We start from the raw sequence: 22,211 nt of genomic DNA on the forward strand, positions 1-22,211 counted from the left end.
ACTATGCTCCGTTTACGTCCTCGAATCTAGCACAAGTGGAGCGTGATCCGTTTTGGCTGCCGCGAAGTCCCCCCGGGCAGACGCGACCCGCAACCGCCGGCAACTGCTGGACGTCGCGACCCGGCTGTTCGCCGCGGCCGGGACCGAGCCGTCGATGCGCGCGATCGCCGCCGAGGCCGGGGTCGGCATCGCCACCCTCTACCGGCACTTCCCCACCCGCGAGTCGCTGGTCGACGCGGTCTACCAGGACCAGGTCTCGCGGCTCACCGCCGGCGCCGAGGACCTGCTCGCCCGCCTCGGCCCGGCAGCCGCGCTGCGCCGCTGGATGGACCTGTTCGGGGACTGGATCGCCACCAAGAACGGCATGCTGGACACGCTGCTCGCGATGGTCGAATCCGGCGAGATCGCCCACGCCCACACGAGAACCGAACTGCTCGCGGCCATCGACGGCCTCCTCGAAGCCGGGCGCGCCAGCGGCGAACTCCGTGCCGACGTCCCCGCCGAAGACATCGCTGCCGCACTCATCGGCATCTTCACCGTGGCCGGTTCCGCCGAGCACAAGGCGATGGCAGGTCGGCTGCTGGACCTATTGCTGGACGGGCTCCGGGCTACCGCCTAGCCGTCGCGGGTTCCAGCGCGCTCAACACCGACTGGTGCGCGATCCAGCCGGTCAGTGGCGGCAACTCGGCGAGGTCGCCCACTTGACCGGCCCGGTCCTCGGCCACCGCTTCGGGTAGCGGCCGTCCTCGTCGATCACCGGCAGGATCCCGTGGCCGGTTCCGTCGAGCACAAGGCGATGGCAGATCGGCTGCTGGACGGGCTCCGGCTACCGCCTAACCGTCGCGGGCTCCAGTGCGCTCAACACCGACTGGTGCGTGATCCACCCGGTCAGCTCATCAGTCCCGGTCAGCACCGGAAGCCCGGTTCCCGGAGCCTGGGCGAGCGCATCGAGCGCATCGGCAAGCGTCGAATCGCTCGTCACCAGCGGCGGCAGCTCGGCGAGGTCGCCCACCCGGCCCGCCTGGTCCTCGGCCACCGCCTCGGCGACCGCGCGGGCGGTGGCGCAGCCCTGATAGCGGCCGTCCTCGTCGATCACCGGCAGGATTCCGTGGCCGGACAAGGCGAGCGCGTGCGCGGCCAGTTCCAGCGGCAGGTTCTCCCGCAGCGGCTCCGGAAGCGGTTCGGTGACCGCGGAGACCTTGGTGCCCGCCAACCGTTGCGCGGACGGGTGTTTGTCCAGGTCGATGCCGCGGCGGCGGAGTTTGAGCGTGTAGATCGTGTCCCGGCTCAAAGTCTTGCTCACGGCGGTCGCGATCACGATCGCGGTCAGCATCGGCAGAATCACCGTGTACTGCCCGGTCAGCTCGAACAGCACGATCACCGCCGTGATCGGGGCCCGCGCCGAACCGGCGAACGCCGCGCCCATCCCGATCAGCCCGTACACCCCCGGCGACGCGGTCACCGACGGGAACAACGCGTGCACCGCGATCCCGAACGCGGTCCCGGCCATCGCCCCGATGAACAGCGACGGCGCGAACACCCCGCCCGAACCGCCGATGCCGATCGTCAGGCTGGTCGCCAGGATCTTTCCGAGCATGAGCACCAGCAGGAACCCGAACAGGTACTTGCCTTCGACCGCGTTCTGCAGCACGGGATAGCCCACCCCGTACATCTGCGGCAACGCCAGCAGCAGCCCACCGAGGAACACCCCGCCCACCGCCGGGCGCAGCCACTCCGGACCCCGCCACAACCGGTCGCACAAATCCTCGATCCAGTACAGCACCCGCGTGAACAGCACCCCGCACGCGCCGACCACCAACCCCAGCGCCACGAACAGCAGATACTCCACCGGACTCCGCAACGAGAACGGCGGCAGATCCAGGAACGGCGCGTTCCCCAGCACCGCCCGCCCCACCACGCTCGCCGTCACGCTCGCCAGCACCACCGCCCCGAACGACTCCGCCGCGAAATCCCGCAGGATCAACTCCATCGCGAAAAACGGACCCGCCAACGGCGCGTTGAACGTCGCCGCGATCCCGCCCGCCGCGCCGCACGCCACCAGCACCCGCAACCGCGATTCCGGCAGCCGCGCCGCCCGCCCCAGCGCCGAACCCAGCGCGGATCCGATCTGCACGATCGGGCCTTCCCGGCCCACCGAACCACCGGAGCCGATCGTCAACGCCGACGCCAGCGCCTTCACCACGCTCACCTGCACCGGAATCCGGCCGCCCCGCTCGGCGACGGCGTACATCACCTCCGGCACCCCGTGCCCCCGCGCCTCCGGAGCGAACCGGTACACCAACGGCCCGTACACCAACCCCGCCAACACCGGGGCCAGCAACAAAAACCACGGACCCAGCGCCGGGAACCACGAATGCGCTTCACGCCCGGCTGCCGAGTAGTCCGCGTGCCCGGAAAACACGTGCGTGAACGTGGTGATCAACCACCGGAACACGACCGCACCCAAACCCGCGCCCGCACCGATCAGCACCGCCAGCCCGACCAGGCCCGCCCGGCTCTCCCGCACCCACCGGCCTACCGGCTGGCGCACCGGCACGACCAGCCCGCGTTTCCCCGCACTCTCACCCGACGACATTGATGCAGTATGCAACAATTGCGCACGGACATGGTTGCGGGATCGCTCACACCAAGCGCGCTAAGGGTTTTCGTCCGCTTTGCCCGCCGTCGGAGGTTTCTCCGACGAGCAGGTCAGAACACGAAGTAGCGCAACCACAGATAGGGCGCGGCGACGAGCACGGTGAGCACCGTGACGATCGCGCCCTTCTTGGTGAACTCCCAGAACGAAATCGGCGCTCCGGCCCGGGCGGCAAGGCCCAGCACCACTACGTTCGCGCTCGCGCCGACCGCCGTCATGTTGCCGCCGAAGTCCGCGCCCAGGGCCAGCGACCACCACAGCGCCTCGGAGTGCGCCGGATCCGGGATGTCGTGGGTCAGCGCCAGCACGAGCGGCGACATCGTTGCCACGTAAGGAATGTTGTCGATCACGCCGGACAGCAGCGCGGACACCCCGAGGATCAGGAGGACCGCCAGCAGCGCGTTCCCGCCGGTCGCTCCGGCGGCGAGCTTGGCGAGCCAGTCGATCACCCCGGTCTTGACCAGCGCCCCGATCATGATGAACAACCCCGCGAAAAACAGCAGGGTCTCCCACTCCACCCCGGCCAGATACTGCTTGGGCGCCGTCCCGGACACCAGCACGAGCAGGCCCGCACCGAGCAGCGCGACCACCGACGGATCCAGGTGCACCACCGAATGCAGCACGAACCCCGCGAACACCAGCAGCAGCACGACACCGGACTTGAGCAGCAGCTTCGGGTCCCGGATGGCCTCGCGTTCCTTGAGCGCCATGACGTCGGCGACCCGTTGCGGGTCCACTGAGAACGAACCGCGGAACAGCCACGGCAGCACCAGTCCGAGCACGACGAGTTCGATCGCGACGATCGGCGTCAGGTTGAGCAGGAAGTCGTTGAACGCCACGCCCGCGCGGCTGCCGATGATGATGTTCGGCGGGTCGCCGATCAAGGTCGCGGTGCCGCCGATGTTGGACGCCAGCACCTCGGCGATCAGGAACGGGACCGGGCTGATGTCGAGCCGGTCGCACACCAGCAGCGTCACCGGGGCGATGAGCAGCACCGTCGTCACGTTGTCCAGGAACGCCGAGGCGACCGCGGTGATCAGCACCAGCAGCAGCATGATCCGCAGCGGCGACCCCTTGGCGCGCTTGGCCGCCCAGATCGCGACGAACTCGAACACCCCGGTCCGGCGCAGGATCCCGACGATGATCATCATGCCGAGCAGCAGGAACAGCACGTTCCAGTCCACGCCGGTGTCCTCGGAGAAGAACGCGTCGGCCGACCCGGACACCCCGGTCGCGAGCACCACGCCCGCCCCGGCCAGCGCGGCGGGCATCTTCGGGATCTTCTCGGTCGCGATGAACACATACGCCACCACGAACACGACGACCGCGATGACCGTGCTCACCGGAGGGCCGCCCGGCTCGGTCGCGCGGGAATCAGCGAGGCGTCAGCGCGTGCTCCAGCAGCCGCGACGCGGACACCACGCCGAGCAATGTCCGGTCCTGCATCACCGCCACGAGCGGGCAGCGCAGCCGGGCCATCGTCGCGGCGACCTCCACGATCGTGTCGTCGGCGTCCACCCTCGGCAGCTCGCGCGGTTCGTCCGGCAGCAACTCGCGCACCGTGCGCCCGCCCAGCTTGTCCGCGACGCGGTCCGCCATCGACTCGCTGAGCACCCCGGCCAGCGACGGATCGTCGCGCACGTAAGGCGGCACGAGGAACTGCACGACGTCGGAGGCGGGCAGCACCGTGTGCGGGCAGCCGGAAGCTTCCGTCACCACCAGCCCCGGCAACCGGTGCTCCGCCAGCAGCCGCGCGGCCGCCAGCGCGTCCGCATCGAGATCGACGACCGGGAACTCCTCGGCCAGCTCCGCTGCGCGCATGCCCCCAGGCTACGGCGGACCGGGCCGCTCCGCCGGAACTCGAGATTTCTTTCCGCACGCCTGACGCCATGGGGCTCCTCGGGGTCGACCGGACCGCCCGTCGCCCGGCTGGGCACGGGCAGGCCGACCAGACTTCCCGGCACACCACGCGTAAAGATGCCGCAAAGACCGGCCCGGAGCAAACCGGGCCGGTCTGGGGAGCGCCGCGGGATCAGCCCCGCACGGACACGAGTTTCGCGCGAGCTTCCTTCACGGACGGGCCGCCGGTGAAGCACCAGATCGCGATCACCGGGTCGCAGATGGCGCAGCCCAGCGACGACGTGTGCGCGAACGGCAGGATCGGCGCGCCTTTGAGGTGGTGCAGCACGTCCAGCGTCGTGTGCAGCAGCCAGGCGACCCCGATGAAAGCCCAGGATTCCAGACCGCGATAGGCGCAGTAGGTCACCGCGGCGGCGAACGCCAGCTCCCACGGGCCGAACGCGCCGCTGCTCAGGTAGGCGGCGCCGGCGCCCGCGACCATGATCGCGTTGAAACGACGGCGGTACGGCTCGGCGAGAAAGGAATTGAGCAGGGTGTAAGCAATGCCGATGAGAACGGCGGAAACGATGATCACTTTTTCAAGCTAAGGTCGCGGGCGGCTGCGCATAACTGGCTACGACGACACTTTTCGCCGGGTTCTGGCCAGCGGAGCGCCCGCTTGTTCCCCCGTCGCGACGCTATTCGCGTCCGGCCAGGTTCGCTGCCTGCCATTGCCCGGGGCGGACGCCGGTCTGGCGCAGGAAGAACGCCGAGAAGTTCGCGGCGTCAGGGAATCCCAGGCGTTGCCCGCATCGCGCCGCGCTGAGCCGGTCGTGCGCGAGCAGCCGCTTGGCCTCCAGGACCAAGCGTTCGCACAGGTAGTCCTTGGCACTGCGGCCGGTCGCCGCTCGGACGGCGCGCGTCAGCGTTCTCGGGGCGTACCCGAGCTTGCGGGCATAGCCGGCGACGTCGTGGCAGACCCGGAAATCCTCTTCCACCGCGGCGCGGAATCGCTGGAAGAGACCGGCTCCGGAGTCGCCGTCCGCGGCGGGCGGCGCGAGTCGCAGCAGCAGCGCGGACAACACCAGGCCGAGCAGTTCGCCGGTCCGCTCCTGCGGGGCGGCGCCGGCCTCGCTGCGCAGATGCCCGAGCGCGGCGTTGATCAGCGGCCACTGCTCGGCGGAGGCGGTCCAGCACGCCGACGCCCACGGGTCCGCAGCCAGTTCACGGCTGCCGGGAGTGGCCGGTGCGGTGGGCACGAACAGCACCAGATCTCCGGCCAGGTCGCCGAGGTCGTCCCAGCGGTGCACGACGCCCGGCCGGATCCACACCACGCTCCGGGCCGCGAGCGGACAGCTCGCGAAGTCGACCGAAACCCGGCCGTGGCCGCGCCGGACCACCGCGAGGACATGGAAGTCGCCGCGTTCGGTCGTGCCGCGGTCCAGCCGCCGCAGCTTCGCGAACGACATCGTCTCCACCGGCGCGCCGGACTCCTGCGGCGGCTGGTACGAGAGCTGACGAATCCCGGTCATGCAGTCCATTTTTCACCATGCCAGGTCCGGCGTCGACGATGCGCCCAGGCGGGCTGGGCGGTTGACTCAAGGGCAAGCAACCCGACTGGCAACAAAGGAAAAACTCTCATGGCGACGACCGCTCAGACACAGCTTCCGGTCTACGACTACCGGCCGGGCGACGGACCTGTGCTGGTATTTCTGCACTACTGGGGCGGCTCGGCACGCACCTGGCAGCCAGTGCTCGACCGGTTGCCGGACCGCGCCGCACTAAACCTCGATTTCCGCGGCTGGGGACGCTCGCGCGAACTGCCCGGCCCCTACACGCTGGAGCAGTTCGCGCACGACACCGAGGCCGTGATCGCCGACGCGGGGGTGACCGACTACGTCCTGGTCGGGCATTCGATGGGCGGCAAAGTCGCGCAGCTGGCGGCTTCCGCGCGTCCGGCCGGGCTCGCCGGTCTCGTCCTCGTCGCGCCCGGACCGGCCAAGCCCGCCGCGACGGTCACACCCGAGTACCAGGAAGGGCTGTCGCACGCCTACGACTCCGACGAGTCGACCGCAGCTGCACGCGACACCGTTCTCACCGCCACGGCACTGGACGACGAGACGAAAGCCCGGATCGTGGCGGATTCCCGTTCCTGCGCCGAGGAAGCGCGCCTCGAATGGCCCCGGCACGGGATCGCCGAGGACATCACGAGCGCGGCCCGCGCCATCGACGTTCCCGTCCTGGTCGTCGCGGGCGAGCACGATCGGGTGGAACCGGCCGGAGTGCTGCGCGACAACCTGCTGCCCTACCTGGCACACGCGAGCATGACCGTCCTTCCCCGCAGCGGCCACCTCCTGCCGCTGGAAGCGCCGGACGCACTCGCGCAGGTGCTCCGGAGCGCCTGGGGCCGGTGAGCTCGGCTCCGTGCGGCTCACGCCCGCAGCGTGGATCCCGCACTGCCGTCTGCCGCGTGCTCTCCCCCGCCAAGTCCTCACGAAACAGCGGTGCGCCGGAAGACCAGCAACGCCACCACACCCACCAGTGGTCCGGCCGCGAGCACCAGCAGCGCGACGCTCCAGGACGCGGATTCGGCCAGCACCGGCACCAGGTAGATCGTCACCGCGGTGGTGACGTAACCCAGCGCCAGTTGCAGCGACACCGCGCTGCCGACGTAACGCGGGTCGGCGGTTTCGGTGACCAGCGCGGAAAACTGGGCGGAGTCGGCGATCACCCAGAATCCCCAGAACGCGCTCAGCACCACCACGACCGGCGTCGGCATGTCGCGCAGCAGGGCGAGCGCCACCGCGGTGGATCCGGACAGCACGAGGCTGATCAACGCCGACGGCGCGCGTCCCACCCGGTCGCCGATCCAGCCGCCGACGAGGCATCCGATCGCGCCGGCTCCGATGCAGACGAAGGCCGCGAGCGCGGCGTGCCGGGCGCCGTCCGGTCCGCCGGAGAAGCCCTGCAGCCCTGCCAGGAACGTCCCGATCCAGGCCCACATTGCGTACAGCTCCCACATGTGCCCGGCGTAGCCGAGGTTGGCCAGCATCACCGGGCGGCTGCGGACTGCCCGGAGCGCGGACCGGAGCCGGAACGTCGAGCGCGGGAACGGGTACGGCCCGGTGCCGCGCACGGTCAGCACCAGCAGCCCGCCGCACGCGGTGAGCGCCGACGTCGCCGCGATCACCGACTGCCAGCCGAGCCCGCCCGACGCCTTCACCAGCTGCGGCGCGGCCGAACCGAGCGTCAGCGCGCCGATGATGACCCCGAGCGCGGTGCCGCGGCCCTTGCGGAACCAGGACGACACTTCTTTCAGCGCGGGCGGATAGACCGCGGCGAGGCACGCTCCGGTGAGCGCCCGCAGCACCAAGGCGGTGCCGAAACCGGGGGCCCACAACAGAAGCAGGTTCGTCACCGCCGCGCAGAGCGCCCCGGCGCACATCAGCTTCCGGGGCGCGACCGCGTCGGCGAGGCCGCTCGCGGCGGACGCGAGCGCTCCCGCCACGAACCCGAGCTGCACCGCGATGGTCAGCAGCGAGGATTCTCCGCTGGTCAGGTGCCACAGTTGCTGCAACTGCGGCACCACGAACGACGCCGAGAACCAGACGCTCATCGAAGCGAACGTCGCGACGGCGATCAACGCCAGCGCCCGCCGGTCCGCGGTCAGCCTTGCCATGCGGTCACCTCCTCCGGAACTCGGTGGCCGCGCGGACCCGCCCCAGCGCGGCCACCGCGCGTTCGACCGAGTCCAGCATGGCTACGCCGTGCTCGCTCGCCATCGTGCGCAAGCGGCGGGCCAGCGCGTCCTGCTCCGCGCTGAAACTGGTCCGCAGCACCAAAACGAGCGGGACGTCGCCGCGATCGGCGGTCAGCAGATCGCGGGTGAGCGCGGTGACGAGGTCGGCGGCTTCCTTGGTCTCCTTCAGGTCGTAGACGGTCCCGAGATCGAGGTACGCGCACAGGCTGTCGACGCCCGGATCTCGCGCGAGCGCGGCGGCGAGCGCCCCGGTGAAGCAGCGGTCACCGTCGAACAGCGACCAGATGGGGATGTCGACCGGGTTGTGCAGACTGCTGCCGGGCGCGTCGTACGGGGCGAGAGATTCCGCCGTCTCCGCCGAAACCGGGGGCAGGACGAGGCCGTGGTCGTGGGCGATGTCCGAACCGACGACCGCGACCCCGCCGCCGCTGCCGACCAGGCCGAGGCCGGTGCCGGTCAGGCCGGGCGCGTACTGCGCGACCAGCAGGGTGTCGAGGAGTTCGTCCAGATGCCCGGCGAGCACGACCCCGGCGGCCGACGCCGCGTCGCGCAACAGCCGCGGATCGCTTGCCAGCGCGCCCGTGTGCGACGCGGCCGCCGCGCCGCCCGCCGCGCTCCGGCCGCCCTTGAACAGCACCACCGGGATCGACACCTGCGCGGCGAGCGCGAAGAACCGCTCCGCGTCGCTGTCGTCTTCCAGATAGAACGCGGCCAGCGACGTCCGCGGATCCGCCTCGCAGAACGCCAGGAACTCCGACGGGGAAACGTCGTCGCAGTTGCCGACCGAGCTGACGAAACTGAACCGCAGCCCCAATTCCTTGCCGCGGCGCACGACATCGCCCGCGTAGGTGCCCGACTGCGACACGAACGCGATGCCGCCCGTTTCGTCCGACGAAGCAGACCGGCCGATCATCGTGATCCGCGAGTAGGGCGTGTAGTGGCCGATGCAGTTGGGCCCCAGCACGCGGAGCTGGGTTCCGGCGACTGCCGCGGCGAGATCGGCGGTGTCGGCGGTGTAGACGTGCGCGGTTTTCGTGCCCTTCGCGGCGAGTGCGCGCAACGCGTCCGGCACCGCGGCGGCGGGTAGCGCGACCACGGCCCGGTCCAGGCCGTCGGGCAGCTGGCCGACTTCCCGCACGGCAGGGTGCCCGAGGATCTCGGTCGCCGACCGGCTCACCGGGTGCACCGCTCCGGCGAAGCCCTGGTCGACGAGGGTGCGCACAGCTCGGTGCCCCATCTTCGCCGGGTCGGCCGAGGCTCCCAGCACTGCGATGCTGTCCGGATAGATGGCGGGCCGGAGTTGCGCGTAAGCCTCTGCAGGGACCGGCGGTGCCGAGGGAGGTGCCGGGGACCTGGTCACCGCGCGGGCGTCGACGGCGACGATCCCGTCCGGCCCGACGACGACCGGGTTGAAATCGACCTGGTCTACCGGCTCGGACAGCAGCAGTCCGTCCGCGCCGCCGACCCGCACGAGCAGGTCGGCCAGCGCCGCGCGCGCGTCCGGGAACCGGCGGCGCAGCACCGCGCCGAGCCGGGTCCGGTCGATCAGCGCGACCGCTCCGGCGAGGTCGAGCGGGGCGAGCGCGAACGCGACGTCCCCGAGCGTCTCGACGTCCACTCCCCCGGACCCGACCATCACCACCGGGCCGAACCCCGGGTCGTGCAACGCGCCGACCACCGCCTCCAGGCCCGGTTCGACCATCGGCTCGACCGTCACGCCGCGCACCGCGACGCCCTGGCCCGCCTGAGCGGCGAACAATTTCTCGACCGCGTCGACGACGTCGAGCGGGTCGACACCGAGCAGCACGCCGCCCGCCTTGCTCTTGTGCACCACGCCGTCGGCGACGAGTTTGACCGCGACCGGGCGAGCGATCCTCGCGGCGGCGGCCCCGGCTTCGATGGCCGTCGCCGCGAACGTCACCGGGTTGGCCGGCACGCCGTACCGGATGGCCAACTCGCGGATCTCGTCCTCGCGCAGCCGCTCGCCGGACAGCGAAACCGTCGTCACGACAGCACCTCGGCAATGCGGTCGTGGTGGTCGCCGGGATGGTCCGGGTAAGCGGGCGGACGACGTTCCAGGAACGCGGAGACGCCCTCGCCGCCGTCGGGCAACTCCCGGACCAGCGCCGCGAGAGCGGGTTCCGCCGCCAGCCCGGCGTCCGTGCCGTGGCGCAGGCTGTGCCGGAGCCCGGCCTTCACCGCGGCGACCACGGCGGGCGAGACGGCGGCGATGGCTTCGGCCAGTTCCAGAGCTCCTTCGAGAGCTTCCGGGCCGTCGTGAACGTGGGTGACGAAGCCGTGCCGAAGCGCTTCGTCGGCGCCGAACGGCGCGGCGGTGGCGAGCCAGCGGTAGGCGACCGGGTAGCCGACCAGGTCGAGCAGCCTGCTCAGCTGACCGCCGACCGGCACCAGGCCGATCGCCGCGCCCACCGCGCAGAACCGGGCGTCCCGGCTCGCGACCCGCAGGTCGCAGTTGAGCGCCAGGATGAACCCGGCCGCGTACGCCGGGCCGTCGATCGCGGCGATGACCGGCGTGAGGATTTCGGCAGGCCTGCCGAAAGCAGCGTTCGCCGCCGGGTCGCCCGCGGTTTCCGGCTTCTCCAGCACTTCCTGCAGGTCGTGCCCGGAGGAGAAGCATCCGCCCGCGCCGGTGACGACAACGGCTCGCACCGCCGGATCGGCGTCCGCCCGGTCCAGTTCGCTCAGCAGGGCCGGCGCCATGTCGCCGGAGAACGCGCCGCGCTTGGCGGGGTTGTGGATGGTCAGGACGCGCACGGCGCCCCGGTCGGACACGCGAATGCCGGGTGTCATCGGGAAAACTCCTCCTCCGGGAGAACGGGAACGGGGATCAGTTCGGGGCCGGGACCGGCTCTTCGGCCGCGACCGCGCCGCGCGGGCTCGCGCCGAGCGCACGGACGAGGACGCTGCCCAGCACGACCACGGCGAAGTTCAGCGCGAGCGCGGAGATCGCGATGTAGATCGGGCTGTCGAAGAAGAACGGCTTCGCGGTCGACCCGCCGAACGGGCCGCCGGTCGCGGATTTGACCTCGTAAGCGGCCCAGGTGCCGTAGGCGACCGACACCAGCAGTCCGGCGAGCAGCGCCCGCCGGTCGGCGAACCGCTTCGTGAACAGTCCGAAAAGGACGGTGGGAAGGGTCTGCAGGATCCAGATCCCGCCCAGCAGCTGGAAGTTCAGCGCGAACTTCGCGTCGAGAGTCAGCACGAACACCAACGCGCCGACCTTCACCAGCACCGAGACGACCTTCGACACCAGCGTCTCCGATTTCGCGCTGACCGGCCGTGTGCGGAACTGGCGGTAAAGGTTGCGGCTCACCAGGTTGCCCGCGGCGATCGCCATGATCGCCGCCGGGACCAGCGCGCTCATCGCGATCGCGGCGTAGGCGATCCCGGTGAACCACGGCGGGAAGAGCGCCGACAGCAGCTGCGGGACTGCGTACTGCGGGTTGCCGTCGTGCGGCTTGACGCCCATCGCGAGCGCCATCATGCCCAGCAGCGCGACGAACCCGAGCAGCACGGTGTAGACCGGCAGCACGGACATGTTGCGCCGCACGGTTTTCGCGCCCCGCGACGCGAAGACGCCGGTGATCGCGTGCGGGTACAGGAAGAAGGCCATTCCGGACCCGAGCGCGAGAGTCAGGTAGACGCTCGGGTTCACCGCGATCGTGGGATCGGGGCCGGCCGGGGCCTTGCCCGCGAGCGCCTCGCCGCCCTTGCGGAAGATCTCGCCGAATCCGCCGAGCTTGATCGGGGCCCAGATCACCGCCGCGATGACCACGAGGTAGGTGAGGCCGTCCTTGACGAAGGCGATCAGCGCGGGCGCGCGCAGCCCGGCGGAGTAGGTGTAGGTGGCGAGCACGCCGAAGGCGATCAGCAGCGGCAGGTCGCGAACGAACCACGAGCCCGAGCCGCCGAGCCCGAGCGCGCCGAACACGACCTCGAGCCCGACCAGCTGCAACGCCAGGTACGGCAGGGTCGCGAGCAGTCCGGTGATCGTGACGGCGAGGCCCAGCGCCTTCGACCCGAACCGGTCGTTGACGAAGTCGGTGAGGGTGACGTAGCCCTTCTTGTGCGCCAGCGAAACGAGCTTGGGCAGGAACAGGAAACCCAGCGCGTACAACACGATCGCGTTCGGCACGGCGTAGAAGCCGAAGGCGCCCATGCTGAAAATCGCGGCCGGGACGGCGATCAGGGTGTAGGCGCTGTACAGGTCGCCGCCGAGCAGGAACCACGTGACGAACGGCCCGAACGTGCGGCCGCCGAGCGCCCATTCGTCGAGCTGCTCGGCCTGTTTGGCGCGCCGCCAGCGGCTGGCGGCGAAGCCCATCACGGTGACGACGGCGATCAGGACGAGGAAAACGGTGAAGGTGACGGGGTTGAAGGTCATTCCTCGCCCTCCGCGTCTTTCTCGCCGGCGAACAGCAGCCGGTAGACGGCGCTCGTGCACAGGGCGGTGAGCACGGCCGCGGCCATCTGGAACCAGTAGAAGAACGGGATCCCGCCCAGTGCGGGGCCGGTCCGCTGGTAGAGCGGCACGGCGAGGCCCGCGGTGACCGGGGCGAGGATCAGGAAGGCGGAGAGGACAACGCGCAGCGGACGCCGTGAGGACGGCGCGACGGTATCGCCCATCTTGGACTCTCCTTTGAGCCGAGGCGGGTGGGCTGACGGCGCGCAGCTGGGGTGGGGACCTGACCGGCGCCGTCGGGGACAGACGCTAAGCGGCGCGCGTAACCCACGTCATGAGAGGAACAGAGAAGTTCCGCGGGTATTCGTATCGGTTTTTACGAGAGGTCCGGCAGCCCGGCGGCGCCCGAGTCGTACAGCCGCAGCCCCAGCGACAACAGCAGCAGGTCGTCCACCTGCAGCGGGTCGCGCCGGGTGAGCGTGTGGATGCGCCGCAGCCGGTACACCACGGTGTTCGGGTTGACCGACAGTTCCGCCGCGGCCTTGGTCAGACTGAAGTTCGCGCCCACGTACGCGCGCAGCGTCGGCAGGAGCGGCGCGCCCTTGCGGGCGTCGTAGTCCAGCAGTGGCTGCACGGTCTCCTCCAGCAGGGCGTCGGTGTGCCCCGGCGCGCGCAGGAGCCGGTCGAGCAGCACGTCGCCGAACCGGACGGCCCGGGTCCGCCCGCCGGCCGGGCCGCCGAGGTCGGCGGCTTCGCGCGCCTCTCCGTAGGACCGGCGCACGCCCGGCAGGCCCTCGGCGACGCGGCCGACGCCGACTGCCCAGCCGCGTTCCGGGTCGGCGAGCCGGTCGCACGCGGGCTCGATTTCGCGGGCGTCCTCGGCCGCGTCCAGGCAGCAGATGCCGACGACCTCGGACTCCCGCGCGCCCACCAGGAATTCCTTCGCCAGCGGTGCGAGCTGATTGCGCACCGCGCGGATCGCCGACTGCACGCCGATGGTCGAGTCGACCCCGGCGGGCAACTGCACGACCGCGACCAGCACCGGCCCGCGCAGCGTCATCCGCAGCACTGCGCTCTGCCTGCGGGCCTGCTCGCTCACCGCTTCGCCGGTCAGCAGGGTTTCCAGGACATCGGTGCGCAGGGCGGTGCGGTCGGCGGAGATCGTGGCGGATTCCCGCACGTACGCCGAGGTGACCGCGGTCGAGACCCGGTCGACGTGCACCATCGTCGCCTCGGCCAGCTCGATCGACAGCAGCCTGCCCGCCTTGCCCGCCCCGGCGAGCTCGTCCATGGCCTGCCAGAGCCGGATGCCCCACAGCCGGAAGCTGCGCAGCAGGGACGGCAGGCTGACCCGCTGGTGCACCCGGCGCGCGGCACTGCGCCGGAGCCATTCGTGCGAGTCGCTGAGGCTCCGGTCGGCATCGTCGTCGGCGAGGCTGCGCACAAGGAACTCGATGTTGAGGACGGCCGCCTCGGTGACGTCGCGCACGAGCACCGGTTCGGGCAGCTCGCCGTACTCGGGGATCTCGCGGCGGTACTCGGCCACCAGCTGCTCGGCCAGCTCGTGGCGGCGCGCGAAAACCTTGTCCAGCACTGCCTGCCGCCGCGAAGCGTCCGTCGCCATTCCGCACCGCCGTTCGCAGTTTCTCCGAGGGTTCGCCGTCAAACTTATCGTTTCTTCTCATGACTCGCGCCGCCCGGCCCCTCTAGCGTCGCCTGCGTCATCCCCGGCGCGCAGACAGCCGCACCGGCGTGAATTCCCCGGATCCCCTTTGCCTCGGCGCACCACCCGCGGCCGGGACCGCGCGGCGCGCCGGTCCGTTCACGAAGGAGTGCACTGATGAACGACGAAGAACGCACGAGCGTCGCGACCCCGGGAGCGGAGCCGGTCCCGATCGGCCAGCTGCCGCCGCTGGGCGTGGTGCCGGCCCGGATGCACGCGCAGGTCGTGCGCCAGGACCGCTTCGGCGACCCGGCCGACGCGTTCCGTCCCGAACTGGTCGACACCCCGCGGCTCGGACCGGGCGAGGTGCTGATCGGCGTGATGGCCGCCGGGATCAACTACAACAACGTGTGGGCCGCGCGCGGCTATCCGGTCGACCAGATCGCGACGCGGCAGAAGCGCGGGGAGCCGGAGGACTTCCACATCGGCGGGTCGGACGCCTCGGGCATCGTCTACGCGGTCGGCGCCGGGGTGACCGGCGTCGAGATCGGGCAGCACGTCATCGTGCACCCCGGGGTGTGGGACGAGCAGGACCCGTGGATCGCGGCGGGCCGGGACCCGATGATCGCGCCCAGCGCGAAGATCTGGGGCTACGACACGAACTACGGCGCGTTCGGCCAGTTCGCCCGGGTGCAGGCGCACCAGGTGCTGCCGAAGGCCGAGCACCTGTCGTGGGAGGAGGCGGCGGCGCCGACGCTGGTCGGGACGACGGCGTACCGGATGCTCTACGGCTGGGCCGGAAACACCCTGCAGGACGGGGATCTCGTACTCGTCTGGGGCGGTTCCGGCGGGCTCGGCACGCAGGCCTGCCAGATGGTGCGCGCCGCCGGCGGCCGTGCCGTGGCGGTCGTCTCCGACGACGAGCGCGGCGCGTTCGCGATGAAGCACGGCGCGATCGGCTACCTCAACCGCCGCGAGTTCGGCCACTGGGGCGTGCCGCCGCTGGTCGACGACGCCGCCGGGCAGAAGGAATGGACGAAGGGCGCGCGGGCGTTCGGGAAGAAGCTGTGGGAGATCGCCGGTTCCCGCGAGGACCCGGCGATCGTGTTCGAGCACCCCGGCGGGGCCACGATCCCGACCAGCATCTTCCTGTGCCGCCCGGGCGGGATGGTGGTGATCTGCGCGGGCACGACCGGCTTCGACGCGATGGTGGACCTGCGCTACCACTGGACGCGGCAGAAGCGGCTGCAAGGTTCGCACGGCACGAACGACGAGCAGGCCGTCGCGTACAACGACCTGGTCCGCGCGGGCACGATCGACCCGGTGCTCGGCCGGACGGTCCCGTTCACCGAAGTGCCGGCCGCGCACGCCGCGATGGGCCGCGGCGAGGACGTGTTCGGCAACGTCTCGGTGCTGATCGGCGCCGCCGCGCCGGGACAGGGCCGCGCCTGAACCCAGCGCCCGGGGGCGGCCCGCCCGCCCCCGGGCCCGCGCGCCGGGAGGGCTCCGATGATCTCCGCCGACGACCTGGGCATCTTCCTCGAGGTAGCCCGCCGCGGCCGGCTGACCGAAGCGGCGAAACACCTCGGCCTCAACCACACGACGGTGGGCAGGCACATCGCACACCTCGAACGCACCGCGGAACAACGCCTTTTCCACCGCGAACCCGGCGGCTGGGTGCTCACGACGGCAGGCACGCGACTGCTCGAACACGCCGAAGCAGTCGAAGCCGCGGTGCTCGCCGCGCGCGAGGACTGCTTGCAAACCGGCCATCACCTGACCGGAACCGTTCGCGTAACCGCCCCCGACGGCTTCGGCACCTTCCTGCTGATCCCCGGCCTGCACCGGCTGGCGCGCGAGTTTCCGTCGCTGTCGCTGGAATTCGTGATCGCGAACGTCCACGCGTCGCTCAGCACGCGGGAGTTCGACCTCGCGATCGCCATCGAACGCCCCAGCACCCGCGCCGTCGACGCCCGGCTGCTGGCGAACTACGAACTGCGCCTGTACGCCGCTCCGGCCTTGCTGGAAAACTACGCGCCGATCGCGTCCGCCGACGACCTCGCCGACGCGCCTTTCCTTTGGTACACCGAGGACGCGCTGTGCGCCCCCACGCTGGAAACGCTGTTCCGGGCCGTGCCCTCGGCCCGCCCGAAATACCGGGCCGACACCATCTCCGGCCAGATCTGCGCCGCCCGCCAGGGGCTGGGATTCGCTTTTCTGCCGTCGTGGATCGGCGACCGCACCGCCGGGCTGCGGCCGGTCGAGACCTTTCCGCATGCGGTGCCGCACAGCTATCGGCTGCTTGTTCCGCACGCGCTCGCCCGACTGGCCCGCGTGCGCGCCATGGCGGCGGCCATCGACGGGCTGGTCCGGGAACGCGCCCTTCTCGAATGTCCATGATGAACCGGCGGCGGGTAGCAGCTGCTCACTCCTCCTCCGCTGTCCACAGTGGACCGCCGACCACCCCTGTGCGAATCTGCACAGCACTGCGGGAAACTGGTCGTTGATCGCCGCCGAACCCGCTGTTTTCCTGGTGTCACCGCACTTCCACCGACCACAGAACGGTGAGAACCATGGCGCAGGCAACGACGCGGCGCACCCCCTCGGCACGCATGGTCGCGCTCGGCAGTTTCATCGGAACCACCATCGAGTGGTACGACTTCTTCCTCTACGGCAGCGCCGCGGCGCTCGTATTCGGCCCGCTCTTCTACCCCGGCGCCGACCCTTCGCTCGGGCTGATCGCCGCGTTCGGCACCTACGCGGTCGGGTTCCTGGCCCGGCCGCTCGGCGCGCTCGTGGGCGGGCACGTCGGCGACCGGATCGGGCGGAAGGCGATGCTCGTCGCCTCGCTGCTGATCATGGGCTGCGCCACCGCGCTGGTCGGGCTGCTTCCGACGTACGCCTCGATCGGCGTCGCCGCGCCGGTGCTGCTGGTGTTCCTGCGGCTCGCCCAGGGCTTCGGCGTCGGCGGCGAATGGGGTGGCGCGGCGCTGGTCTCGGTCGAAAGCGCGCCCTCCGGACGGCGCGGGTTCTACGGCAGCTTCACCCAGATCGGCGTCTCCGCGGGCATGCTCATGGCGGCCGGCGCGTTCACCCTCGGCCGGACGCTGCTCACCACCGAGCAGTTCCTCTCGTGGGGCTGGCGCGTCCCGTTCCTCGCCAGCGGCGCGCTCGTCGCGGTCGGCCTGCTGATCCGCGCGAAACTCGCCGAGCCCGAGTCGTTCGTCCGGATGAAACAGGAGAACCGGCTTCCTGAACGGCCGCTGGCCGAGCTGATGCGGACGCAGCGTCGTCCGGTGTGGCTGACCGCGGGCATGCGGCTGTCCCAGAACGCGCTCTACTACCTGTACACGACCTTCGGCATCGCCTACATCGCCCGCTCCGCCGACGACGAGGTCGGCCTCCGGGCGGTGCTGGTGGCGTCGGCGCTGAGCCTCGTCACCGTCCCGGTCTGGGCGTGGCTGTCCGACCGCTACGGCCGCCGCCCGCTTTACCTCTTCGGCACCGTCACGAGCGCGGTGTTCATCGCACCGTTCTTTCTCTTGGCGGACACCGGGAATCCGCTGTTGGTCACCGTCGGCATGGTCGTCGGGATCAACCTGTTCCACGACGCCATGTACGGGCCGCAGGCCGCGTTCTTCGCCGAGATGTTCCCGGCGGGCGTGCGCTACAGCGGCGCGTCGATGGGCTACCAGTTCGGCTCCGTGCTGTCCGGCGGCCTCGCTCCGCTGATCGCCAGCAGCCTGCTCGTCGCGAACAACGGCAGGCCGTGGCTCGTCGTCGGCTACTGCCTGGTGCTCAGCGTCATCACCGGCGTCTGCGCGTACCTCGCCCCCGAAACCTTCCGCACCAGCACGGAACACCCCGCGGTCGCTGCTGGACCCCGCGACCGCACGAGCGAAATGGGAGAACTCCGATGACTCAGACCGCCCCCGCCCCCAACGGAATCGACCGCGACGCGCTCGCCGCCACCGTCGAGGCCGTCCGGCAGCAGCCCGAACTCGCCCAGGTCACCTTCGCCCTCGACGCGGACTGGCAGCACGGCTGCCACCAGCGCGCCACCACTGGCGACCTCCGCCAGGCCGGCGCCGCGGTGCCGGGCCGGACCGCCCGCTACGTCCTGGAATCCGACGAGCCCGCCGCGCTCCTCGGCACCGACCGCGCGGCCAGCCCCGCCGAGTACATCCTCCAGGCGCTGGCCGGGTGTTACTCGGTCACCTTCGCCGCCAACGCGACCGCCCGCGGCATCGAACTGTCCTCGCTGCGTCTCGAACTGGAGGCGGACTTCGACCTCCAGGCGTTCCTCGGCCTCGACGACGACGCCCGGCCGGGCGCACGCCAGATCCGCGTGACCGTGCACGCCGCCTCGCCCACCGCGACCCGGGAGGAACTCGCCGAATTGACCGCCGCGGTGCAGCGCCGGTCGCCGATCCGCGACACCCTCGCCGGCCCGGTGGAGGTCACCACGACGCTGGCGGAAGCATGAGCGTCCCGCTCACCCTCGCCCATCTCGTCTGGCGGATGAAGCACGTCCACCCCGGATCTGAGGTCGTCGCCGACGGCATCCGGCTCCGGTTCGCCGAGCTCGCCGACGCGATTGCCCGGACGGCGGCGGGCCTGCACCGGCGGTACGGAATCCGCCAGGGCGACCGTGTCGCGGTGCTGGCGTTCAACACCCTCGAACACCTGCAGCTGATGTACGCGGTCCCGCTCCTCGGCGCGACGCTCAGCAGCCTGAACCTCCGGCTCGACAGCGCGGCGATGATCGCGCGGGCCGATCGCTCGCGGACCGATCTGCTGGTGGTCGGCCAGGAAGCGCTCGACCACCGCTCGGTCGGACCGGCGGTCCGGGCGGCGGCCGCCGAACTCGCCGGCCACGGGATCACGGTCGCCGCTGCAGCAGAACTCGCCGCGGATGTCGAAACCGAACTGCCGGACCTGCGCGAGGACGTCACCGCGTTCCGCTTCCACACCAGCGGGACGACCGGTCCGGCCAAGAGCTACGAGGTGACGCACCGGGACGTCGTACTGCACGCGCTCAGCCAGAGCGCGGCCGACGCCTCCGGGCTGCGGGCCGGGGACCGGGTGCTGCCGCTGGTGCCGTTCTGCCACGTCAACGGGTGGGGCCTGCCGTTCGTCGCCGCGCTCACCGGTGCGTCGCTGGTGCTCCCCGGCCACGACCTCACACCAGCGCGGATCGCCGGGATGCTGAACGCCGAACGCGTCACGGTGGCCGCAGCGGTGCCGGCCGTGTGGTTCGACGTCTGCCGCCATCTCGCCGAACTGGGCACCGCGCCGCCGGCCGCGCTGCGCGAAGTCCTCACCGGCGGCAGCGCGGTCCCGCGCTCGGTCGTCGATCTGGTCCGGGACGTCCTCGGCGCCGGAGTCGCGACCGCCTGGGGCATGACCGAGACGCTCGCGGTCAGCACCTACGAACGCGCCGACCCGAGCGTCCGCGCCGGAAGGTTCGTCCCGCTGCTGGAGGCACGGATCGACGGGAATTCCGGGTCGCCCGGCGAACAAGGGGCGCTCCAGGTACGCGGACCGTTCGTCGTCGGCGACCGGGACGGCTGGTTCGACACCGGCGATATCGCCTCGCTCGACGAAGAAGGGCGGCTGGCGGTGCACGACCGCGCCAAGGACCTCATCAAGTCCGGCGGCGAATGGATCGTGTCCGCGCAGCTCGAACAACACCTCTGCACCCACCCTTCGGTGTCCGCCGCGGCCGTCGTGGCGCGCGCCGATCCCAAGTGGACGGAGCGACCGGTAGCCGTGCTGGTGCCCCGGCAAGGCCGCCTGGTCGACGAAACCGAGCTGCGAGCCCATGTCGCCGAACGATTCCCGGCGTTCTGGGTGCCCGACGCGTTCACCTGCGTCGAGCGCCTGCCGCTGACTCCCGTGGGCAAAGTGGACAAACGCGCGCTGCGCGCCCGCCACGCCGACGGACCTGTCCTCTCCCCCGACACCCCTGGAGGCGCCCGATGACCAGCTTCATTCACACCGAACTCCGCGGCGAAACCGCCTGGATCTCCATCGACCGGCCGAAAAAGCTCAACGCCCTGTCCGTCGAGCTCATGCAGGAACTGACCGCGGCGCTGGACGAGGCCGAACAGGACGACACGGTGAAGGTCGTCGTCCTGCGCGGCGGCGAGCGGGCGTTCAGCGTCGGCTACGACATCTCCCAGGAGGTCGAGGCGGGGATCTCGACGGCCGAGCAATGGCACGCCGGCCTGGAGAACAACATCGGGCTGACCATGAAGGTGTGGGGGCTCGGAAAACCGGTCGTCGGCGCGGTGTCGGGCTGGTGCCTCGCCGGCGGCTGCGAACTCGCGATGGCCTGCGACCTGCTCGTCGCCGCCGAGGACGCGCACTTCGGCGAACCCGAGATCCGCTTCGGGTCCGGTCCGGTGACCTTGCTGATGCCGTTCCTGCTCGGCCAGAAGGCGACCAACGAACTGCTGTACACCGGCGATGTGGTGGACGCCCGGCGCGCGCTCGAACTCGGCATGGTGAACCGCGTCGTGCCCGCCGCCGAGCTGGAGTCCACTGTGGACAAGCTCGCGCGGAAGATCGCCCTGACCCCGCTGTCCATTTTGCGCTACACCAAACGCGCGCTGACCCGAGCGTACGAGGCGATGGGACTGCGCGACGCCGTCGCCGCGAACCACGACATCGCGGCGGTGCTGAACTCAGCCTCGACGCCGGAGCGGGCGGAGTTCACCGAACTCGTCGCGACCCGCGGCCTCGGCGCGGCCCTCGCGTGGCGGGACCGCCGGTACGCCGACTTCGACTGATCCTGCCGGGTGCCCGTCCAGCACGGGCACCCGGCAACATCATCGCCCTCGCCTGGCGCCTCACAAGGCGGCGAACCGTCGCGCGGTCATCCGCGTCGGCAGTCCGTCGGGTCGTCCCGAATTCGAGGGCCGACGGCGTTCACGGAACCGGCCTTCGGCTTCGACGCACCCACCGCTCGCCCAACACCTCAGCGACCCCGCGACGCAGACTCGCCGGAGCCACCCGCGCAGAACGCCCTAATCGCAGCAGAGCCTGCGGAAACCCAGCGAGCCGATAGTCCCCGCACAGCGTTGACCGAACCTCCGGCACCCGCAGCGGCTGGGTCAGAACCGCTCCAGAGAGGCCGAGGGTCACCCCTTCGAGCCAGCAGCGCTCCAGTGCGTAACCGGCCCGGATGTGGTCGATGCGCGCGTCGCCGGGCGTCGTGAAGAGCAGCACTGTTTCGGTCTCGAGCCGTTCCCGCAGCAGGAACAGCTCCGGACCGACGGGTGGCAGCGCGGCAAACCACGTTCCCGCCGCCTCGCCCTGGAGCGTCCGGGCGGCGTGGCCGAAGAACCTCGCGAGCCGCTCCACCCCGTCGAGCCGGATCGCCTCCGCCCCGGTCGTCGCCGCGGCCGCCGCGACCCGAGCGGTCTGCTCCGCCCTGACCGGCAGTCCGGTGAACGCCCCGCGGTGACTCCGCCGCACCATGATCGCGCCGTACCGCTGAAGTTCCTGGTCCGTCGGCGGCAATGGCTCCGCAGCCTCGACCCGCGCGACGATGTCGGTCTGCTCCGGGTCCGGCAGCACGGTGATTTCCGCGCGCCTGCCGAGCACCCGGACCGCCAGCTCCAAGTTCGCGAGCGCCGTCCCGCAGGACATCGCCTGATCGCGTCGCGGCAACGCCACGTCGACCCGCTCACGAAGCAGCACCGCACCGTCGGTCAACTCGACTCGCCAGGGCTGCGTGTCGCGCGCCGAGGGGAAACGCAGCACAGACCGGCCCAGCACCTCCGCCTCGGCGAGCGTCCACTCCCCGGTCGCTGTCTTTTCCATGGCGGCCACTCCTGTCATGGCGAACGACCCGAGCCAACCC

Annotated in this window: 20 protein-coding genes; 8 read left to right on the plus strand and 12 right to left on the minus strand. The window is 71.1% G+C overall.

The features are described from left to right. The first annotated feature begins 52 nt into the window (after nucleotides 1-52). Nucleotides 53-619 (plus strand): TetR/AcrR family transcriptional regulator, encoded by a 567-nt coding sequence (locus tag PUT80_RS03065; protein ID WP_134662858.1) that lies wholly within the window; start codon nucleotides 53-55, stop codon nucleotides 617-619. Nucleotides 620-826: 207 nt separating this feature from the next. Here the strand turns inward: PUT80_RS03065 and PUT80_RS03070 are convergent, their stop codons facing one another. The 5 genes from PUT80_RS03070 to PUT80_RS03090 all read right to left on the minus strand — a co-directional run bounded on the left by PUT80_RS03070 (nucleotide 827) and on the right by PUT80_RS03090 (nucleotide 6,027). Further along, complete coding sequence (locus PUT80_RS03070) at nucleotides 827-2,596, minus strand: chloride channel protein (RefSeq protein WP_275291021.1); 1,770 nt, start codon at nucleotides 2,594-2,596, stop codon at nucleotides 827-829. Between the two features lie 113 nt (nucleotides 2,597-2,709). After that, the gene (locus tag PUT80_RS03075; protein ID WP_275291022.1) at nucleotides 2,710-3,999 is read right to left on the minus strand and encodes an ArsB/NhaD family transporter; all 1,290 of its coding nucleotides are present in this window, start codon (nucleotides 3,997-3,999) and stop codon (nucleotides 2,710-2,712) included. 31 nt (nucleotides 4,000-4,030) lie between these two features. Further along, nucleotides 4,031-4,477, minus strand: a complete 447-nt coding sequence (locus PUT80_RS03080; protein WP_037806367.1) for a CBS domain-containing protein — start codon at nucleotides 4,475-4,477, stop codon at nucleotides 4,031-4,033. A gap of 211 nt (nucleotides 4,478-4,688) precedes the next feature. After that, nucleotides 4,689-5,090 carry a DUF6010 family protein gene (locus PUT80_RS03085; protein WP_275291023.1) on the minus strand — a complete coding sequence of 134 codons (402 nt, stop codon included), beginning with the start codon at nucleotides 5,088-5,090 and terminating at the stop codon, nucleotides 4,689-4,691. 103 nt (nucleotides 5,091-5,193) lie between these two features. After that, entirely contained in the window at nucleotides 5,194-6,027 is an 834-nt protein-coding gene (locus PUT80_RS03090; RefSeq protein ID WP_275291024.1) for a helix-turn-helix transcriptional regulator, read from the minus strand. Between the two features lie 108 nt (nucleotides 6,028-6,135). Here PUT80_RS03090 and PUT80_RS03095 point away from each other — a divergent pair, with 108 nt between their 5' ends. Next, nucleotides 6,136-6,909 (plus strand): alpha/beta hydrolase, encoded by a 774-nt coding sequence (locus tag PUT80_RS03095; protein ID WP_275291025.1) that lies wholly within the window; start codon nucleotides 6,136-6,138, stop codon nucleotides 6,907-6,909. A gap of 77 nt (nucleotides 6,910-6,986) precedes the next feature. Here PUT80_RS03095 and PUT80_RS03100 read toward each other — a convergent pair whose 3' ends face one another. From PUT80_RS03100 to PUT80_RS03125, 6 genes are all read right to left on the minus strand, one after another. After that, nucleotides 6,987-8,174, minus strand: coding sequence for an MFS transporter (locus tag PUT80_RS03100; RefSeq protein WP_275291026.1), 1,188 nt, complete (start codon nucleotides 8,172-8,174; stop codon nucleotides 6,987-6,989). 4 nt (nucleotides 8,175-8,178) lie between these two features. Continuing rightward, nucleotides 8,179-10,263, minus strand: coding sequence for an acetate--CoA ligase family protein (locus PUT80_RS03105; protein ID WP_275291027.1), 2,085 nt, complete (start codon nucleotides 10,261-10,263; stop codon nucleotides 8,179-8,181). Beyond that, nucleotides 10,260-11,066: an enoyl-CoA hydratase/isomerase family protein gene (locus PUT80_RS03110; RefSeq protein WP_275291028.1), complete on the minus strand. Its 807-nt coding sequence runs from the start codon at nucleotides 11,064-11,066 to the stop codon at nucleotides 10,260-10,262. The genes PUT80_RS03105 and PUT80_RS03110 overlap by 4 nt, the downstream gene beginning before the upstream one ends. Nucleotides 11,067-11,103: 37 nt before the next feature. Then, the gene (locus tag PUT80_RS03115) at nucleotides 11,104-12,660 is read right to left on the minus strand and encodes a sodium:solute symporter (RefSeq protein WP_134662866.1); all 1,557 of its coding nucleotides are present in this window, start codon (nucleotides 12,658-12,660) and stop codon (nucleotides 11,104-11,106) included. Beyond that, entirely contained in the window at nucleotides 12,657-12,902 is a 246-nt protein-coding gene (locus tag PUT80_RS03120; RefSeq protein ID WP_037806376.1) for a DUF3311 domain-containing protein, read from the minus strand. The genes PUT80_RS03115 and PUT80_RS03120 overlap by 4 nt, the downstream gene beginning before the upstream one ends. Before the next feature lie 152 nt (nucleotides 12,903-13,054). Further along, on the minus strand, nucleotides 13,055-14,302 hold the full coding sequence (locus PUT80_RS03125; RefSeq protein WP_037806378.1) for a helix-turn-helix domain-containing protein: 1,248 nt from the start codon (nucleotides 14,300-14,302) through the stop codon (nucleotides 13,055-13,057). Nucleotides 14,303-14,518: 216 nt separating this feature from the next. Between PUT80_RS03125 and ccrA the strand changes: the two genes are divergently transcribed. The 6 genes from ccrA (at nucleotide 14,519) to PUT80_RS03155 (ending at nucleotide 21,135) form a co-directional block, all read left to right on the plus strand. Continuing rightward, nucleotides 14,519-15,793, plus strand: coding sequence for a crotonyl-CoA carboxylase/reductase (ccrA, locus tag PUT80_RS03130; RefSeq protein WP_134662868.1), 1,275 nt, complete (start codon nucleotides 14,519-14,521; stop codon nucleotides 15,791-15,793). 57 nt (nucleotides 15,794-15,850) lie between these two features. Further along, the gene (locus tag PUT80_RS03135) at nucleotides 15,851-16,741 is read left to right on the plus strand and encodes a LysR family transcriptional regulator (protein ID WP_275291029.1); all 891 of its coding nucleotides are present in this window, start codon (nucleotides 15,851-15,853) and stop codon (nucleotides 16,739-16,741) included. Nucleotides 16,742-16,914: 173 nt separating this feature from the next. Further along, on the plus strand, nucleotides 16,915-18,261 hold the full coding sequence (locus PUT80_RS03140) for an MFS transporter (RefSeq protein WP_275291030.1): 1,347 nt from the start codon (nucleotides 16,915-16,917) through the stop codon (nucleotides 18,259-18,261). Continuing rightward, nucleotides 18,258-18,827, plus strand: coding sequence for an OsmC family protein (locus tag PUT80_RS03145; RefSeq protein WP_275291031.1), 570 nt, complete (start codon nucleotides 18,258-18,260; stop codon nucleotides 18,825-18,827). Before PUT80_RS03140 ends, PUT80_RS03145 begins: the two co-directional genes overlap by 4 nt. Beyond that, a complete protein-coding gene (locus PUT80_RS03150; RefSeq protein ID WP_275291032.1) occupies nucleotides 18,824-20,326 on the plus strand; it encodes an AMP-binding protein in 1,503 nt (500 codons plus the stop codon). The genes PUT80_RS03145 and PUT80_RS03150 overlap by 4 nt, the downstream gene beginning before the upstream one ends. Further along, nucleotides 20,323-21,135 carry an enoyl-CoA hydratase/isomerase family protein gene (locus tag PUT80_RS03155; protein ID WP_275291033.1) on the plus strand — a complete coding sequence of 271 codons (813 nt, stop codon included), beginning with the start codon at nucleotides 20,323-20,325 and terminating at the stop codon, nucleotides 21,133-21,135. Before PUT80_RS03150 ends, PUT80_RS03155 begins: the two co-directional genes overlap by 4 nt. Before the next feature lie 139 nt (nucleotides 21,136-21,274). Here PUT80_RS03155 and PUT80_RS03160 read toward each other — a convergent pair whose 3' ends face one another. After that, nucleotides 21,275-22,171 (minus strand): nitroreductase, encoded by an 897-nt coding sequence (locus tag PUT80_RS03160; protein ID WP_275291034.1) that lies wholly within the window; start codon nucleotides 22,169-22,171, stop codon nucleotides 21,275-21,277. Nucleotides 22,172-22,211: the final 40 nt, after the last annotated feature.

It is taken from the genome of Amycolatopsis sp. La24 (assembly GCF_029087445.1).
Classification (GTDB): domain Bacteria; phylum Actinomycetota; class Actinomycetes; order Mycobacteriales; family Pseudonocardiaceae; genus Amycolatopsis; species Amycolatopsis nivea.

What these genes read in the sequence shown, in the direction of transcription:
- PUT80_RS03070 (WP_275291021.1), bottom strand. Translation starts at nt 2,596, where the DNA reads ATGTCGTCGGGTGAGAGTGCGGGGAAACGCGGGCTGGTCGTGCCGGTG.
- PUT80_RS03080 (WP_037806367.1), bottom strand. Translation starts at nt 4,477, where the DNA reads ATGCGCGCAGCGGAGCTGGCCGAGGAGTTCCCGGTCGTCGATCTCGAT.
- PUT80_RS03090 (WP_275291024.1), bottom strand. Translation starts at nt 6,027, where the DNA reads ATGACCGGGATTCGTCAGCTCTCGTACCAGCCGCCGCAGGAGTCCGGC.
- PUT80_RS03095 (WP_275291025.1), top strand. Translation starts at nt 6,136, where the DNA reads ATGGCGACGACCGCTCAGACACAGCTTCCGGTCTACGACTACCGGCCG.
- PUT80_RS03100 (WP_275291026.1), bottom strand. Translation starts at nt 8,174, where the DNA reads ATGGCAAGGCTGACCGCGGACCGGCGGGCGCTGGCGTTGATCGCCGTC.
- PUT80_RS03110 (WP_275291028.1), bottom strand. Translation starts at nt 11,066, where the DNA reads ATGACACCCGGCATTCGCGTGTCCGACCGGGGCGCCGTGCGCGTCCTG.
- PUT80_RS03115 (WP_134662866.1), bottom strand. Translation starts at nt 12,660, where the DNA reads ATGACCTTCAACCCCGTCACCTTCACCGTTTTCCTCGTCCTGATCGCC.
- PUT80_RS03120 (WP_037806376.1), bottom strand. Translation starts at nt 12,902, where the DNA reads ATGGGCGATACCGTCGCGCCGTCCTCACGGCGTCCGCTGCGCGTTGTC.
- PUT80_RS03125 (WP_037806378.1), bottom strand. Translation starts at nt 14,302, where the DNA reads ATGGCGACGGACGCTTCGCGGCGGCAGGCAGTGCTGGACAAGGTTTTC.
- ccrA (WP_134662868.1), top strand. Translation starts at nt 14,519, where the DNA reads ATGAACGACGAAGAACGCACGAGCGTCGCGACCCCGGGAGCGGAGCCG.
- PUT80_RS03135 (WP_275291029.1), top strand. Translation starts at nt 15,851, where the DNA reads ATGATCTCCGCCGACGACCTGGGCATCTTCCTCGAGGTAGCCCGCCGC.
- PUT80_RS03140 (WP_275291030.1), top strand. Translation starts at nt 16,915, where the DNA reads ATGGCGCAGGCAACGACGCGGCGCACCCCCTCGGCACGCATGGTCGCG.
- PUT80_RS03145 (WP_275291031.1), top strand. Translation starts at nt 18,258, where the DNA reads ATGACTCAGACCGCCCCCGCCCCCAACGGAATCGACCGCGACGCGCTC.
- PUT80_RS03150 (WP_275291032.1), top strand. Translation starts at nt 18,824, where the DNA reads ATGAGCGTCCCGCTCACCCTCGCCCATCTCGTCTGGCGGATGAAGCAC.
- PUT80_RS03155 (WP_275291033.1), top strand. Translation starts at nt 20,323, where the DNA reads ATGACCAGCTTCATTCACACCGAACTCCGCGGCGAAACCGCCTGGATC.
- PUT80_RS03160 (WP_275291034.1), bottom strand. Translation starts at nt 22,171, where the DNA reads ATGGAAAAGACAGCGACCGGGGAGTGGACGCTCGCCGAGGCGGAGGTG.